The organism is Cellulophaga fucicola (assembly GCF_900119145.1).
GTDB classification, from domain to species: Bacteria; Bacteroidota; Bacteroidia; order Flavobacteriales; family Flavobacteriaceae; genus Cellulophaga; species Cellulophaga fucicola.
Genome location: NZ_FPIY01000003.1, coordinates 183,366 through 199,486 on the forward strand (window position 1 = coordinate 183,366; position 16,121 = coordinate 199,486).

12 protein-coding genes and 1 pseudogene are annotated in these 16,121 nt (G+C 31.4%); 1 reads left to right on the forward strand and 12 read right to left on the reverse strand.

What is annotated here, in order from left to right; genetic code table 11:
* Positions 1 to 13 precede the first annotated feature (13 nt).
* The 3 genes and pseudogenes from BT107_RS11500 to BT107_RS11510 form a co-directional block, all read right to left on the reverse strand.
* Entirely contained in the window at positions 14 to 1,288 is a 1,275-nt protein-coding gene (locus tag BT107_RS11500) for a glycosyltransferase (RefSeq protein ID WP_072303958.1), read from the reverse strand.
* A 302-nt stretch (positions 1,289 to 1,590) separates the two neighbouring features.
* Positions 1,591 to 2,826, reverse strand: a complete 1,236-nt coding sequence (locus BT107_RS11505) for an MATE family efflux transporter (RefSeq protein ID WP_072303959.1) — start codon at positions 2,824 to 2,826, stop codon at positions 1,591 to 1,593.
* Positions 2,813 to 3,070: pseudogene (locus tag BT107_RS11510) on the reverse strand (hypothetical protein); the annotation flags it as partial. The gene BT107_RS11505 and the pseudogene BT107_RS11510, both read right to left, overlap by 14 nt.
* A gap of 271 nt (positions 3,071 to 3,341) precedes the next feature.
* Here BT107_RS11510 and BT107_RS11515 point away from each other — a divergent pair.
* Positions 3,342 to 5,417, forward strand: coding sequence for a tetratricopeptide repeat protein (locus tag BT107_RS11515; RefSeq protein ID WP_072303961.1), 2,076 nt, complete (start codon positions 3,342 to 3,344; stop codon positions 5,415 to 5,417).
* A 49-nt stretch (positions 5,418 to 5,466) separates the two neighbouring features.
* On the opposite strand, the gene BT107_RS11520 is transcribed toward BT107_RS11515, so the two are convergent.
* From BT107_RS11520 to BT107_RS11560, 9 genes are all read right to left on the reverse strand, one after another.
* Entirely contained in the window at positions 5,467 to 6,186 is a 720-nt protein-coding gene (locus tag BT107_RS11520) for a LytR/AlgR family response regulator transcription factor (protein ID WP_072303962.1), read from the reverse strand.
* Positions 6,187 to 6,189: 3 nt separating this feature from the next.
* Positions 6,190 to 6,507, reverse strand: coding sequence for an Hpt domain-containing protein (locus tag BT107_RS11525; RefSeq protein WP_072303963.1), 318 nt, complete (start codon positions 6,505 to 6,507; stop codon positions 6,190 to 6,192).
* Complete coding sequence (locus BT107_RS11530; RefSeq protein ID WP_072303964.1) at positions 6,494 to 7,570, reverse strand: sensor histidine kinase; 1,077 nt, start codon at positions 7,568 to 7,570, stop codon at positions 6,494 to 6,496. The genes BT107_RS11525 and BT107_RS11530 overlap by 14 nt, the downstream gene beginning before the upstream one ends.
* Complete coding sequence (locus tag BT107_RS11535) at positions 7,570 to 8,703, reverse strand: FIST signal transduction protein (protein ID WP_072303965.1); 1,134 nt, start codon at positions 8,701 to 8,703, stop codon at positions 7,570 to 7,572. The genes BT107_RS11530 and BT107_RS11535 overlap by 1 nt, the downstream gene beginning before the upstream one ends.
* Before the next feature lie 4 nt (positions 8,704 to 8,707).
* Positions 8,708 to 10,687: a PAS domain-containing sensor histidine kinase gene (locus BT107_RS11540; RefSeq protein WP_072303966.1), complete on the reverse strand. Its 1,980-nt coding sequence runs from the start codon at positions 10,685 to 10,687 to the stop codon at positions 8,708 to 8,710.
* Entirely contained in the window at positions 10,680 to 11,222 is a 543-nt protein-coding gene (locus BT107_RS11545) for a heme NO-binding domain-containing protein (protein WP_072303967.1), read from the reverse strand. The genes BT107_RS11540 and BT107_RS11545 overlap by 8 nt, the downstream gene beginning before the upstream one ends.
* Before the next feature lie 77 nt (positions 11,223 to 11,299).
* Positions 11,300 to 11,701, reverse strand: a complete 402-nt coding sequence (locus BT107_RS11550) for a response regulator (RefSeq protein WP_072303968.1) — start codon at positions 11,699 to 11,701, stop codon at positions 11,300 to 11,302.
* A 180-nt stretch (positions 11,702 to 11,881) separates the two neighbouring features.
* Positions 11,882 to 14,617, reverse strand: coding sequence for a PD-(D/E)XK nuclease family protein (locus BT107_RS11555; protein ID WP_072303969.1), 2,736 nt, complete (start codon positions 14,615 to 14,617; stop codon positions 11,882 to 11,884).
* A 68-nt stretch (positions 14,618 to 14,685) separates the two neighbouring features.
* Positions 14,686 to 16,044, reverse strand: a complete 1,359-nt coding sequence (locus BT107_RS11560; protein ID WP_072303970.1) for an OmpA family protein — start codon at positions 16,042 to 16,044, stop codon at positions 14,686 to 14,688.
* Positions 16,045 to 16,121: the final 77 nt, after the last annotated feature.

Genomic DNA, 16,121 nt, shown 5'->3' on the forward strand with positions numbered 1-16,121 from the left:
ACCTAACCGTAAATTATTTTGCTATAAGCTCACTTGCAACTTCTTCTTCTTTCTTCATTTCTCTTTCCTTTTCTCTTTCTGCTATAATAGTATCAATACTTACGTTACCAGATTTAGCCATTTGTATTGCCGTAAAGTAATCTACATACATCTGTGTAATATCAGACATTGGTAAAGAACAAGCAGCTTTATAATTAGCTTTAGATAATTCTTCTCTATAATCGTCGTACGTTAATATGTTTTCTATTGCATCTGCTAAAGACTCAGCACTTTCTGGCTCAAAAAACTCACCTCTATAACCTTCTTCTTTAACTAGTATGCTTAAGTCTCCTAAATCTGGTAAAGCAACTGCCTTACCATAACTACCTGCTTGGTGCAATACACCAGAGCTACCTGTTGTAGATGTGTAAGGAAAAACAACTACAGCACTATCTCCAAAAATAACAGGCACATCCTCTTCTGCAACATAACCTGTAAACCTTAATTGGTCTACGTGGTTGTATTTTTTGCTCACTTCATTTAAATAACCTGGTGTGTTTGGGCTATCTGTACCTGCTATAACTATTTCTATATCTTGTTTTGTACGTTGGCGAATAATTTCTACTGCTTCTATTAAAACCTCAACTTTTTTATAAGTTCCAAATTTTCCAAAAGCCATTACTTGCTTAGGTCCTTTAGGCAGCTCATAAGTTGGTTCTGGTGGAGTTTCAAAAGCACCGTGTGGTATTAAAGCAACATTTCTAGAATTATATTTATCTTCTAATATACTCTTGTATTTACTAATTGTAACGGCTAAAACATCTGAAGCTAAAACTACTTTTGTTAGTGTACTACCAATAAAGTTATAAGCTTTCTTTAAAAAGTTATTTTTAGTGATACCTGCATTTTCTAAATCTACCTGCTCTAATATATTATGTAATAAAGAAATTGTTGGTATACCTTTTAATTTACATATTAATGGTAACATTAAACCTAACGCAGCAGGGACTTTTTTATCTCCAAATTTTAAAAACTGAAGGTTAAATAAAACTGCGTCTGGTTTAGTGTCTGCAATTGCACCCATAATACCAAAAACATTTTTGTAGCTATTAAAATCCCAGCATTCTTTAACTGTAATTTTACAACCATCTTCAGTAAAAGAAAGGTCTTTGGCTTCTTTGGTTTTGTCTGTAATTAAGACAATTTCAGTTACTTCTTTTTGTAATCTAAAATGTTTTACCAAGTGGTATCCGTATTCTGTTAAAGTTACTTTACTTGGTGGGTACGCTGTTACAATTGCTAATTTCATAAGGTTAAGATTTTAAGGTTATTTGGGTTAAATTTCTTATACAAATATCCATCTTAAACCCTTATTTAAAAGGCGATTAGAGACGAATCAACTATTACTATAGACGAATGAAAAGAGTGTTGCGATTAGAGGTTTTAGTAGCAAAACAACAACGTAAAAACAAGGTTTTATCTATTGCGTTAATAAAAACAGAACCTTATTATTGTAATTAAACAAGAGTTTCTCAAAAACAAAAAAGCCCAAAACTTAATTAAAAGTCTTAGGCCGTTTCTCGGGGGGAACAGTCATATTATAAGTAGGTCTTATATATTTCTTTTTGATGAAAAGTAAAGTAGCTGTGCAAAAAGCAATGCTAACATTACTATAATTTGTAATTGAACGACCATAGCTAAACTGCTATGAAAAAATACTATTAATACTATTTGTGATAATCCTAATACGCCAGATAGTATAACCGGCACATAATAGTCTAGAGATAAAAAATAGTATGCAAATATGTTAGAGATTGCAAAAAGGGAAGTTGCCAATGCATATTGCCATAATAATGATGACATTGCTAAATAAGCATCTCCAAACATTAAAGAGATTATTGTTTCTGGAAAAATATAACAAGCAGCAACTATAACAACAGATAGTAAACTTATATAACCAACATATTTAAATAAAATAGGCGCTGTACGTTTTCCTTCTTTTCTTTTTTCTATAACAGCAGGTAATAATAACATTACAAACATCCAGGCTACAAAGTAAACTACTCTACCTATTAATGCTAAAGATGCATAAAGACCAGCGTCTAAAGAGTTAAAGTAATGCTTAACTAATAGTACATCGCTATTGTTTATTATAATCTGTGTAAGCTCGTAACCTGCAGTTAATAGTATAAATGTTGTTACTTTCTTTTTGTTTTCTGATGTTAAAACTTTAGAAGCCGAAAAAGATATTTTCTTGAATTTTACTGGTACAAGTCCAAAAACAAAAGAGATAACTATGCCCACAGCTACCAAAAAAGCCGGATTCATAGGAACAAATAACAATAATGCTAGCGTTATTAAAAGTCTACTCCACATTTCTGATTGATATGTTACAGATAAACCTGCGTAATCTTGCTTTCCTTGAAATTTTCCTCTTTTAACAGACATAACAAAGTAAAGTGGAATACCAACTGCAAAAACCTTAAACATTGTAGATGATTGCGTATTAAATAATTGTTGTAAATCTTGTGAAAAGAAGAAAAGTAATGCTCCAATTGCGAATCCAAAAATAACAGCGTATTTCTGCATATAATTTTCAAAAGCAATCCATTGTTCTCCAGAAAACAAAATATTAAATTTTGTAGTTACCAATTGAAAAGTCATTCCTACAAACGATAACACTAATAATAATGTTATTAGTAAAGCAGCATCTGCAAAGGCAGTAGGTCCCAACATACGACCTAATATTAAGTTATATAGGTAGTTTCCTCCGTTTACAACAAGTACACTTGTCATAAATAATTGCTCTGGAGTAATCTTCTTTTTTACAAAACTAAACGCGGTCATTGCTAAAGATATAAGATGTGTTAGACAAAATCATTACTGGCGCAATTTGCTTATTCTCTTGGCCAACAATAGTTAAAACTTTATTGTTTTTGGCTACCTTAATATATAATTGCTCTAATTGTTTAGCGCTAGAAAAAACTATTTCGTTTACTCTTTCTAGAGACAAAATTAATTTTTCGTTACGCTTTAAATAAAAATCGATATGGTTGTTAAGTGTCTTCATATTCTGAGTGTTAAGATTTCCTTTTACTTCTAAAAACTAGCTGTTATGATTAATTTGTAAAGCCATAATTTTATATTTTAGGTTAAGTTTTGTTTTATTGATACAGCAAATATCAGGGAACTTATTATCTTAAATTGGCGTCTGTAGACGACTAGACGTTTACTGTAGATGAATGGTTAGGTTTTCTCTTTAAATAAAAAATTAGTTCTGTATTAATTAAATAAAACAAAGCACTAATAAATCTAAAATGTATTCGTTATATTACTGTAGTAATAACCCTACCTGTTCTATAATGAGAAAATTTGCATCCTTTTTTATATTCCTTATTACCATATCTTTAACCGCACAAGAAGACTTTACTCCTGGTTTTAAATTGTTAGAGAATGGAGATTTTAAAGAAGCAAAAACATTTTTTGAACCCTTTACAAAAAGCTTACCTACAAACAAAACTGTTTTAATTTGTTATGGTAGAGCAGTTGGTTTAAGCGGTGAACCAGAGGTAGCTAATACAATATTTAAAGACCTACTAAAAAAGCACCCTAATGATTTTGAAGTACAGATAAATTATTACGAATCTTTTTTATGGGCAAATCAATACCAAGAAGCCAAACCTTTATACGCAGACTTAGTTGCTAAAAATCCTGAAAATTTTGCTGCAATACTAGGGTATGCAAACACATTAAGTAATTTAAAGGAATACAAAGACGCTTTAAAATGGGTTAACAAAGCTCTAGAAATAGATCCTAATAACGGTAGTGCTAAAGTATCTAGAAAATACATTAAACTTGGCTATGCTAATTACTATGTAAATAACCAGAATTACAAAAAGGGAGAGAGCCTATTAAACGAAATATTAGAAGATTTTCCGGATGATAAAGATGCACTATTAAACCTAGCTAATATCTTTTTAATTACTAAGGAGGTAAAAAAAGCTAAAGAAACGTATTATAAATACGCTAAAACACCTAAAGACTCTATTACAGCTCTAAATGGTGTTGCTCTAGCAGAGCATATAGGAGAAAAAGAAAAAATAGCTCTAGAAACGGCTATTAACGCTAAACAAAAAGCAATTAAACTTAAAGATACCGAACTTTTAGAAAAAAGTGAAGAACGTTATGTACAAGCCTTAATCTGGAATAGAAAATTTGTCTCCGCGAAAAAAGAAATTAGTGTCTTAGAAGAAAAATATCCAAATCGTAATTGGGTTCTGGCTTTAAAAGCTACCTTGGGTATGTACACTGCTAAATTTAAAACCAGCATTACAAACTATGATAAAATATTAGTCAACGATAGTCTTTCTTTTGATGGTAACTTAGGTAAAGCAAATGCATTATTTGCGTCTGATAAAATTGTACCTGCATACATAACTACATATAAAACCTTAGATATTTTTCCGAAACAGAAAGATGCCTCTGGCTTAATTAAAAAATTAAATACAAACTACACGCCATTTGCAGAACAACAAGTTAGCTACACGTTTGATAATGGCGATAATACGGCAATATCTTTAAGAAGTGCTGTTATGGTTCCGTTATCTACTAAATTTAGAACAACGGTATCTTATCAATATAGAACCACAGAAAATACCACAACAAACAACAAGGCAAATTCGCATATTGTACAAGCAGACATTGAATATAAGTTGATGCCACAAACTAATTTATTAACCTCTGTTGGACTTAACAACTCTAGGTTTTCTAACACAGCGTACACACAACCTATTATTCAGGCTAAATTACAAATGAAGCCTTTGTCTTTTTTAAACCTAGATTTAGGATACCAAAGAGAAGTACAAAACTTTAATGCCGAGTTAATAGAAAGAGAAATTGTGATGAACCATTATAGCTTAATCTACAACTTAAGCACAAACTTTAATTTAGGCTGGTATAGCCAATTAATACACACAAAACAGACAGACAACAACGAAAGAAACCTTTTATTTACTTCTTTATATTACAATGTATTACGCAAACCTGCCTTAAAATTTGGTGTAAACTACCAATACATAACATTTAAAGATCAGTTACCATTAATATATTTTAGCCCAGATAAGTACAAAGCTTTAGAACTATTTGGGGACGTTAGAGGTAAAATAAACTCTAAAACTAATTATTTTGCAAGTGCAGCTACAGGTCTACAGTATGTAGAAGAACAAGATGCTAGTTCTCTCTTTAGAGCAGAAGCTGGAGTAACACATCAATTTTCTGATAGATTAATAGGTGATATATATGCTAAGTATAGTAATATAGCATCTGCTACAGCTGCCGGTTTTGAGTTTACAGAAGTAGGTATTAAACTAAAATACTACTTAACTAAGCAGCCTTTATTTTTAGATAGATTGAAGAAAAAATACAGTATAAACAAATAAAGCCCTAACACATAGCTAAGGCTTTATTTATATTTTAGTTAAACTTAACTTATAATAAGTTTAATCTTCTCATTAGTTCTGGTCTATTAGACCTGCTTATAGGCACTACATTTTTTTCTATTAACACACTATTATCTTCTATATCTATAATCTTAGTAAAGTTTATAATGTAAGATCTGTGTATTTGTAAAAACAGCTTTTCTGGTAATTTATCTTTAATTTTCTTTAGTGTATTACGCACTCTATAAGTTTCTTTTACTGTTTTAACTTCTATATAATCTCCTTTGGCTTCTATTAACTGTATGTCGTTAAAATTTATTTTTATTAATCGTCTATCTATATTAATATATAGCTCTTCGCCAAGTTCTGAGTTAGATGATGCACTTTCCGTCACTGCCTCTACTTTTGGTTGTTGAGAAAGTGATTTCTTCACTTTTTGTATCGATTTTTCAAAACGCTCTAATGTAACTGGCTTAACCAAATAATCTACAATAGCCTCGTACTCATAAGCTTCTATTGCAAAATTTGTATCAGAAGTAGTTAAAACTATTTTTGGTGGATTTTTTAATGTCTGCACAAAATCGAAACCACTAAAACCAGGCATATGTATATCTAAAAAGATAACATCTACTGTATTCTGATTTAAAAATTTTATAGCCTCTATTGCGCTACTAAAATCATCTATAACATCTAAGTTATCTATTTTAGAGCATAGCTGAGATACAATTAGCCTTGCTGTTGCTTCGTCATCTACTATAATACAATTCATATTCTAAATGGTTTTTAGGTAGCTAGTTATTTTATCTAGTATCTGTTTAAATTCTGAGTCTAATTTAAAATTACCTTCTCTTAGCTCGTCTTCATAAGTAACAGCCAATCCGTAGGCTTTTTCTAGTCCTAGTATATTAAACTTGTGTTTTAATTTATGTACAATATCTGCTGTAGCAATATGGTCTTTAGTATTAACTCCTGTACTGTACGTCTGTACTTCTCCAGGGAATTCTTTTTTTATAATAGCTATAAATTCGTTTAAAAATTCTTGGTTACCGTCTGCTAACGTATTTACGTAATTAAGATTAGGCTGTTCCATTCTGTTCTTTTTTAATAGTGAAGTAAAATGTAGTTCCTTCGTTTTCTTTTGATTCTAAACAGATTTCACCCTCATAGAAATTTACAATTTTTTCTACTAATGCCAGACCTATTCCATTAGATTCTACATCATTATCTAACTTTTTAAACATTTCAAAAATTTTGCTTTGGTACTTTGCCGGAATTCCTTTACCATTATCTTTTACAGCAAACCTCCAAAATTTATCATCTTCTTTATAACTAATACTTATTATACCTTTATTTAAATGCTCTGTAGCTTTAACGGCATTGGTAAGTAAGTTCATAAACAACTGATCTAATCTATACTTATCTATATGTATTGTTGGCAGTTTATCTTCTATTGTAATTGTAACGTTTTCTGGCACATATATAGTACTCTCTATATCATTTATAAGTTGCGTTAAATCTACATTACTTTTAGTTTCTTCATTAGCCCCAATGGTAGCATGTTTTAAAATGCCACTAATTAGATTGTCCATTTTTATTAAGTTCTGCGATATTAATGAGCAGTTATTTAAACTGTCCTCTGCAAACTTGTGCTTTTCTTCTTCCACAATCCAACTCATTAGCGTATTTATGTTACGCATTGGAGATTTTAAATCATGAGATACTACGTGCGCATAGTTATTTAAAGACTTATTTTGTTCCTCCAAATCCTTTACAAGCTTATCTTTTTCTACAGTAACCATTGCAATATGTTCTGCCTGTTTACTAATATGCTTTGCTAGCATTTGAGCACTTACTATATTAGATCCAGTATTAACAACATTTTCTGTATTTCCTAAGTTAATATTTAAGCTATTAATGGCTTTTTCTAGTGCCTCTAATGTTTTGTTTTGTTCTTTTGCCTCTGCTGCTAGTTCTAAATTTGCTGCTTTTAATTCTTGTGCACTAATAGTTGTTGCACGTTGTATCATAGCAATTTTATCGTCATAATCTTCATAAGATTTTTCTACCGCACTAAATAGCAATGCTAAGTCTGCATCATTTTTAAACTTTTCTGGCAAATTTTTTCGGATTTGTCTTTTTAGTAGTGAATGCATTACTCGCTAATTAAAGTTAAAGTCATTGTTTGGTTGTGCAGCTTACAGGCATTGTCACCCTCAAAAGGTGCCATTTCTCCGTAAGAATAATATCCTATGATTTTAGATTGGCTACCTATTACATCTAAAACCTCTTCTACTTCTTCTTCTGTTCTTTGGTCCATAACTAGTTTACGGCCAATGCAACTTACAAGTAATGTAAGTTCTGGTTTGTTTTTTCTGTTCCTAGATGCGTATATAGCCGCTTTATTTGCGCCTTCTGCAATATCATCTACAGTAGACATCATTAATTGTACAATAGAACCTTCTGGCACATCACCAGCTAAAATCATTGTATTTGCTGTTTCATCAATATTTAAAATTGTGCGCACAATAGGCTCTGCATCTTCATCTGTTTTTACACTTAAAGGGTATAATAATGCCGATTTAGGCAACTCATTTGCTTTTTCTCCTAAATACTTTTTATAAAGGTCTAATGCTGGTTTGCCATCTAACTCATATAAAATATTTCCTTTAGACTTTGTAATAATACGTTCTGGCCCAAAACCTGTCCAGCCTCCATAATTAGCACTAGTAATCTCTAATGTTTTACCATAAAAACCAATGGCAACAATTTCACCTTCTTTAGGACTCTCATTATAAGCTGTTAACGTTCTTTCAAAACGATCATCGTCTCCGCATAAACCACCAGACAAACCTATAGATATATGTTTTTCTTTTTCTATTCCGGCAATTAAAGCACTGCCATTTACTGTACTACCCTCAGATACTACGTATATATGTTTAAGGTCTTTTTTAGGAAATTCTGATATTAATTGCGATCCTAAATCAAGCTCATTATTATTAAATTCTTTTACGTTTTTACTCTTAACTATATAACTCGACTTTTCAAATTCTATAGCCGTTAATACAATTGAATTATCAGTTACACTATCGCCTAAAATTTCACCAGAAGTACTACCAAATACTATATTTCCGTTAGGAAACATTTGTTTAATCTCTGTATATAGGTTTACATCCTCTAACATATATCTATTGCCAAAAACCAATACCAAAGGGTTGTTTAAAGCTACCTTTTTGGTTGTAAATTTAAAACTAGAGCCATTATTTTTTTTTGCTTGTACTATTTTCATAACTCTAATTAATGTTTTTTTTAAGTGTGAAAAAGAATTTTGTTCCTTCTCCTAATTCACTTTCTATCCAAACTTTACCTTGGTAGCGATCTACAATTTTTTTAACTATTGATAAGCCTATTCCTGTAGAACGCTCGTTGTCTCCTATAGATTGAAAAATTTCGAATATCTTTTTATGAAATTTCTCTGGTATACCAACACCGTTATCTTCTATACAAAATTGCCAATGTTCTTTTTGCTCTGTAAACAGTACTTTTACAACTCCTTCTTTTTTTTCTATATGCACAACAGCATTTCCAATTATATTCTGAAATAATTGATGAATTTTAGTACTGTCTGCATTTAACAACGGAAGTTTTTCTGGTACAACTACAGTTACGTGTTCTGGTATATAAATACTGTCTTTTATATCTGTAATAATAGTATTTAAATCTACTTTAGCTTTAGACATTTGCGAGCTTCCGGCAGTAGAATACTCTAAAATACCGTGAATTAACTTGTCCATAAAAGCAACCTTCTCTTGCATAAGTGTTAGGTTTTGCACGCCAGCTTCATCTAACACATCTTTATAATCTTCATAAGTCCAAGTTGCTAATGCACTTATACTACGCAATGGTGATTTAAGATCATGAGATACTATATGTGCATACTCTTGCAAACCATCATTACTAATTTTTAATTCTTTAAGTAATTGTTCTTTTTGTTCTTCTAACTTTTTTTGATCTGTAATATCTAAATGAATACCAATAGAACCAACAACCTTACCTTCTACGTTATATCTTGGAGCGCCACTAACAAGCCAATCTCTTATTTCTCCGTTTTTATTAGATATTTTAATCTCGTAAGAATCTGAAATTCCTTCTAGCCTTTTACGCGTTTTTTCTTCTACGGCTTTATTGTTTTGTAACTTTAATACATCTACTGCATTTTTACCAATAAGTTCTTCTTTGGTAAAACCACTCATAGAGCAAAAGCATTGATTAACCATCTGAATTTCATCATCAATAGTTATCTCTATTAAACCAAGATTCATATTAGCTATAATACCACTGTATTTATCTTTTTCTGCTTTAATTTGCTCTTCTGCTTTTCTCTCTTTTGTAATATCTTCTATTACAGAAACCTGATATTCTACCTCTCCTTTATCATTTTTAACAACACTTACATTGGTTTTTGCTAAAATTATAGAGCCATCTTTTTTAAAGTATTTTTTTACAGTTGAAAAGTTATCTAAAAGCCCTGCAGTCATTTCTGCAACCTGCTTTTCTGTAGCTTCCACATCTTCGGGTTCAGAAATATTTGACAATTTTATTTCCTCCAATACGGCATTTTCATACCCTAAAAGGTTTGTAAATGCAGTGTTAGATTTTATTATTTTATCGTCAACAGTTAAAACAATACCTAGTGGAGAATTTTCTACAATAATATCTAATTGCTTTTTTTGCTCGTTAAGTAATTCTTTAATTTCGGTTTCCTGACTAATATCTCTTATTATACCTTGGGCTCCTATTGGCTTTAAGTTTTTATCATAAATAACACTTGTATTTATTTGTATCCACTTATAGCTACCATCTTTTAAAATAATTTTAGCTCTGTAATTTTTTAACGTCCCAATTTCTAGCAATCGCTGAAAAGACTCTATAGTGTATTGTATAAAATCTTTGTGTACTAATTTGGGTAGGCTAATGGTTTCTTTAGTGTTGTCATAGCCCAGAAAGTCTCGGGCAGACTTATTCATATTTACAACATTAAAATTTAGATCCATAACAACATACGGGTCTATAATATTAACAAAACCACCATCTAATTGCGATGTTGTTTCTGTTAACAAATTTTCTAATTTGTTGTTTGCCTGTTTAAGGTGTAGCGCAGTATCAAAAAGCTCCTTAGATTTATCTTCTAAAATTTTCTCTGCCTGTATTCTCGCTTTTTTTTGTCTTTCTAATGCCCTTTTTAGCAAGTGTATTTCTTTCTCACTATCCATTCTGTACTATATCAAATTTAACTTCTGTTCCGTTATCGTTTAAAAGTTGATACGTTACTGTAGCTGTACTATTAAAATGCTCAAAAGACTTTTCTATTAGACCATGTGCTAACTGGTATAAACCTCTAGACGAAGAATAAACCATAGAAATAGATGTATCTGTTTTTTCTAAAATTTTAAATGTAGGCAACTCAGCATCAGGATACAGTTTTTTAACATGTACATGAATGTGGTCTTCTATAGAGTATAATAAACTTAAAGGAGAATTATAGCTTTTTATTACTTCTGGGTGTGCGCTTGCCAAACCATTAAATAAAAATAAGCCAAATGCGTAGATTAAATCTCCTACTGGCGTTTTAACTTCTGTGCTTAGACTGGTAATAAGACTTACCATTTCGTTAAAACTATAGGTACCAACAGAGGTATAAATTCCTTCTGATGGTAAATTAGAATTTTCTATAATATTATCTACAGTTTCTAATCCAAACTTAGATTCTACCATTTCTAAAAACTCTGTAAACACAACTCCTTTCATACTTAGACATTTAAGTAATTAAAAGTAAGAAAAATAACACCTGCAGTGTAATTTTTGTTGTGAAACGCGTTAAATCATTAGCCTTTTACTAGTTCGTTGTTGTCCCAGTAGTTAAGAACACTTTGCATTTTAGTCTCGTAGTCCTCATATTTAAGGGGTTTAATAACATAACCGGCAATGCCAATTCTATAACACTCTAATAGATCTGCTCTATTTTCTGATGTAGTTAATATAATTGTAGGCAAGTATCTTAAAGTATCATCTGCCTTTAAAATAGACAAAAACTCTATACCACTCATTCTTGGCATATTTAAATCTAACAAAATAATGTCTGGTAAAGTATTACCAGATTTTAATATATCTAGAGCTTCCTCTCCATTCTTCGCCTCTGTTATTTTATGTTTTAATTGAAGCTTAGAAACTGTTCTTTTCAGCTTCATCGTCTCTATCATGTCGTCTTCAATAAATAAAATATTCATAGTTCTAAATTTTATATTGCAAATATAACTGCACTATTTTAATTAATTTGTAGGGCAATGTTCAATAGTAATTTAGTGTAGACGAATGGTAGTTTTTTGTAGTTGAATAAAGTTGTATTTTTTGTAAAAAAATTTAACTCCGATGAAAAACAAAAAGTATCGATGAAATGCCTTTCAAGTCTATTTTATCTCTTTTTCTACAAATGGCGTATTTGGATCACAAATAGCGTATACCAAGCTTTGCAGTTCTTTTGTAAATAACTCCAGTGTATCTTGGGTTATTATGGTATTCTTATTATCTGTAAACTTTAAAATTCCAGCTTTTATATTTTTAAACGAAAAAATACCGGCCTCAACTTTATCTATAGGGTGCTCACTGTTATACATATACGCATAGCAAAGCAACTGAAAAGCTTTACTTTTATCGTACTCTTCTACAATGTCTTCCCATGAAGATAAATTAAGATTCCTTTGCTCTACCTTACCTGTTTTATAATCTATTACTCGTAATACACCATCTATCTCATCTATCCTATCTAATTTACCTTTTATATGTATAGGAAAATTTATTCCTGGCACATTTATAGCTGTTTTTAGAGCTAACTCTAAACCTATTATTTTTATTTTATGCCTTTTAGCACTCTCAATTTCTAGCTTTATAAAGTTCTCCACATACTTTAAGACAACATTATACGCTATTAAATTTTTACCTTCTTCTAAGCTTACATTCTTATAAAACTTAGCAAATTGTTTGCGTACAACAGCATTAATAGATGGCAATAATGCGTTTAACTTTTCAGGATCTAAAAATTTGCCTAAAAATGGCTGATAAAGCTCATCTAAAGTTTCATGCACAATAGTCCCAAATGTATTTGCTGCTACTGTTTCTTCAACCTCCTCTAGTTCGTTAATTTTTAAAATATTCTTTTTATAAAAATCTAAAGGATTTCTAATGTAGTTAGATAAAGATGTTGGCGAAAAGCCATACGCAGCAATGCCCTTAATTAACTCCATTAAATGTGTATCTTTCTGTATTAAAACCTCTTTCTTCTCTGGAGATTTAATTTCTGGAAAAGCTATAGATTCAGTAATATAAGTTGACATATTATCATCTGCAACCAGCTGCCTAATTAACCTACTAACCTCACCACCTTCTAACACATCTGGTTCCGTGTTATATACCAAATGAATATTTTTTGCTCTTTGAAGAAGTCTGTAAAAGTGATACGTATAAACTGCATCTTTCTCTTTATACGTAGGCAAACCGTACAGTTTTTTAATATCAAAAGGAATAAAAGAATTATTAGATTTTCCTGATGGTAATATACCCTCGTTTACAGATGTTAATACTACCGTTTCAAAATCTAGATTTCTACTCTCTAACATCCCCATAATTTGCAAACCTTTTAAAGGCTCTCCTTTAAAGTCTAATGTTTCACTAGACAATAACTCTTTATACAGTCCAAAAAGTGATTGTAAGTCGTCTAAAAACGGGTATTTAATCACTAAATCATTCAACTGATTAAATAACTGATGAAATCTATATAAATATTCTAATTCTAAACCGTTACCCTCTACTGTTACGTGCTCTTTTATTGCGGTAATTAGAGTTAAACATTTCTTTAAAAATACTGGCACTGTTACATTAGAAGTATAAAATAATAAGTCTAAATGAGTAGTATTGTTATGACTAGCTAACTTTAATTTAGGTACATCTACATAAATCCAGTTTCTAGATTTAATTTCTGTACAAATGGTATCTGCAATATTATCTGAATCTTCAGCAGAAAACAATAATTGTATATAAGGGTGATTTAAAAGTGTTATTACTTGCTGATAGTACCAACCCTTTACATCTTGGCGTATATAAGCCTCGAACAATTGCGTAAATAAACTTTCTAAAGGCGATTTGTGCAACGGAAAACCCATAGTAATATTAATACCATTAATTTCTTCTGGTATAGCATTAATTAAAGGATTTAAAAGAGTTTCGTCTCCCAAAACAACTGCTGTATTGGTTAACATACTCTTTTTTTCTAAGTGCATTTCTCCTAATAAATTGCCCACAAACTTGGCTTGAGATACATTTTTAGGAACACCTGTAATGGTAATATTTTTCTCAGTTAAGTATTGTCCTTTTGTAATTTGTAAAGGTTTGTCTTTAAAATAACGCCATTTATTATTAAACTGACGAATAAAAAAACCTGCATCATGCACAGGATCATTAAAGAAATACTCATCTAAATCCCAGTAAATTTCAGCTTCAGTTTTTTCTAAAATAGTTTCTAGAATTAGTTCTTCTGCTGTATTTAAAGCATTAAAACCTATAAATAAGTGTTTGCTATGTTTTGTTTCTTCTATGTAATCACCTAGGTTAACACAGGCTTGCCTATACACTAACCCTTGGTGACCAAGACCTTCTTGCTTAAGTCCTTTATTAAAAGCTGTGTACAAAGCTTCTAAAGAGTTCCAGAAAGCAATATAATTGGTTATAATAGTACTATTCTCTTTTTCTACAGACCAATGGTTAATTTCTTGTACTGCATTAAGGTGAGAAAAGATTTTAGCGGTATCTACTAAATACCTATCTATTTCATTAAAGTCTTGCAATAGGGTAGTTCCCCATTTAGAAAATGCATAAAAATTATCTCTTTCTCCTTTTACAGAAGATTCGTATGCTTTGTATAACTCAAATAATTGTTGTGTATTAGACGCATATGCTAAGCCAGATATAGTTTCTACAAAGTCTTCTATACTTTGTATTTCTGGAGCAAATATGGTTGTATCTGTATGTTGAGAGATTGCGTTTTTAAGAAACGTGCCCGCACGTTTACTTGGTAAAACAAAAATAAGGTTCTCTAATGAACCTTCTTTTTCTATAATGGTAAGTAGTGTTTCTTCTAAAAAGCTTTGCATAGGTTAAAAATAAAAAAAGCTCCGCAATTGCGGAGCCTTTTCTATAAAATTAGAGTTTAAAACTCTTATTATTTTACTAAGTTGATTTCAACTCTTCTGTTTTGCTTTCTACCAGCTCTAGTTTTGTTAGTAGCCATTGGCTTATCTTCACCGTAACCTACAGCAGATAATCTAAATTCACCAATTCCTTTTTCTACTAAAAATTCTTTTACTGAAAGAGCTCTAGACTCAGATAATTTCTGGTTTAAAGAAGCAGAACCAACACTATCAGTGTGACCTTCAACTGTAAACTTAGCGTTAGGGTACTCTTTTAAGATAGTAATGATATCTACCATAACAGCAGTAGACTCAGCTTTGATAGAAGATTTACCTGTATCAAATAAGATAGTTCTAGCGTAATCGTTTAATTGCTTCTGAACTTCTTCAGTTACTTCAGGACAACCGTTGTTAGCAACAGTACCAGCAACTTCTGGACATTTATCATCCTTGTCTAATACACCATCTTTATCTTTATCTTCCCAAGGACATCCGTTGTTTGCAGCAGGACCAGCTTCAGAAGGACATTTGTCATCTTTATCAGCAACACCATCACCATCAGCATCAGGACAACCGTTTAATGCAGCAGTACCTGCTTCATTAGGACAAGCATCATCTTTATCAGCGATACCATCACCGTCAGCATCAGGACAACCGTTCATTTCTTTAGATCCAGCTTCGTTAGGACAAGCATCTTTGCTGTCTTCGATACCATCACCATCAGCATCTGGACAACCGTTGAAAGCTTCTAAACCAGCAACTTCTGGACAAGCATCATCTTTGTCATAAACACCATCACCATCTGTATCAGCACCACCAAATTTGATAGCAAGACCAGCTAAGTGTTGGAAATGTTTAACGCTGTAATCTTCAAATCCGTGCTTGTAACCAGTTTGTAATGTTAAACCTATGTTCTCAGAGAACCATATGTTAACACCAACACCACCGTTTACAGTACCAGAACCGATTTCATCAACCCACGTGTAACCACCACCGATTTCAACGAAAGGATCAATTGTTGTATTTTTTAAGAATGCATATTTAATTGCACCATCTAAACCGTAGTAAGAAAGGTCATCAGCTGCCCAATCTCCTAAGTTTTCAATTCTATTTAAAGAACCTCTAACTCCTACAGAGAAACCATTACCTACAGATCTAGAAACTCCAATATAAGAGATAGAAGGAAGAATGTTCCAGTGATCAGTAGCATTGAAGTACTCATCAAACAATTCTCCAGTAGGGTAAGCGGCATCCTCATCATTAGTTGGCCACATATCAACTGCGTTTACACCAAAATTAATCTGCCAAGGATTATTTTCGTCTTGCGCTTGCATGTTGTTTACACCTACTAGAAGTAAGGCAACAACCATTAATTTGCTAAGATTTTTCATGCTTTAAAATTTAAGTTTTAAGTGTTTGTAAGCTGCAAATGTAAGTTGTTAGGATTTATTAACAAAATCAAACAACT